Below are 208 nucleotides of genomic sequence, written 5' to 3'. Positions count from 1 at the left end.
TATTAGCCCCGGTTTCCCGGAGTTATCCCAGTCTTATGGGCAGGTTACCCACGTGTTACTCACCCGTCCGCCGCTAACTTCATAAGAGCAAGCTCTTAATCCATTCGCTCGCCTTGCATGTATTAGGCACGCCGCCAGCGTTCATCCTGAGCCAGGATCAAACTCTCCAATAAAGTTAGTTTGTCTAGCATCTAAAAATAAAAATTGA

Annotated in this window: 1 rRNA gene; it reads right to left on the bottom strand. The window is 47.1% G+C overall.

From position 1 onward, the window contains the following. Positions 1-173 (bottom strand): 16S ribosomal RNA (locus tag MR160_RS35440); the annotation flags it as partial. Positions 174-208 lie beyond the last annotated feature (35 nt).

It is taken from the genome of Bacillus cereus group sp. BfR-BA-01382 (assembly GCF_022663475.1).
Classification (GTDB): domain Bacteria; phylum Bacillota; class Bacilli; order Bacillales; family Bacillaceae_G; genus Bacillus_A; species Bacillus_A thuringiensis_S.
The sequence above is the reverse complement of the archived record's forward strand: the minus strand, read 5'-3'. Positions and strand labels throughout refer to the sequence as shown.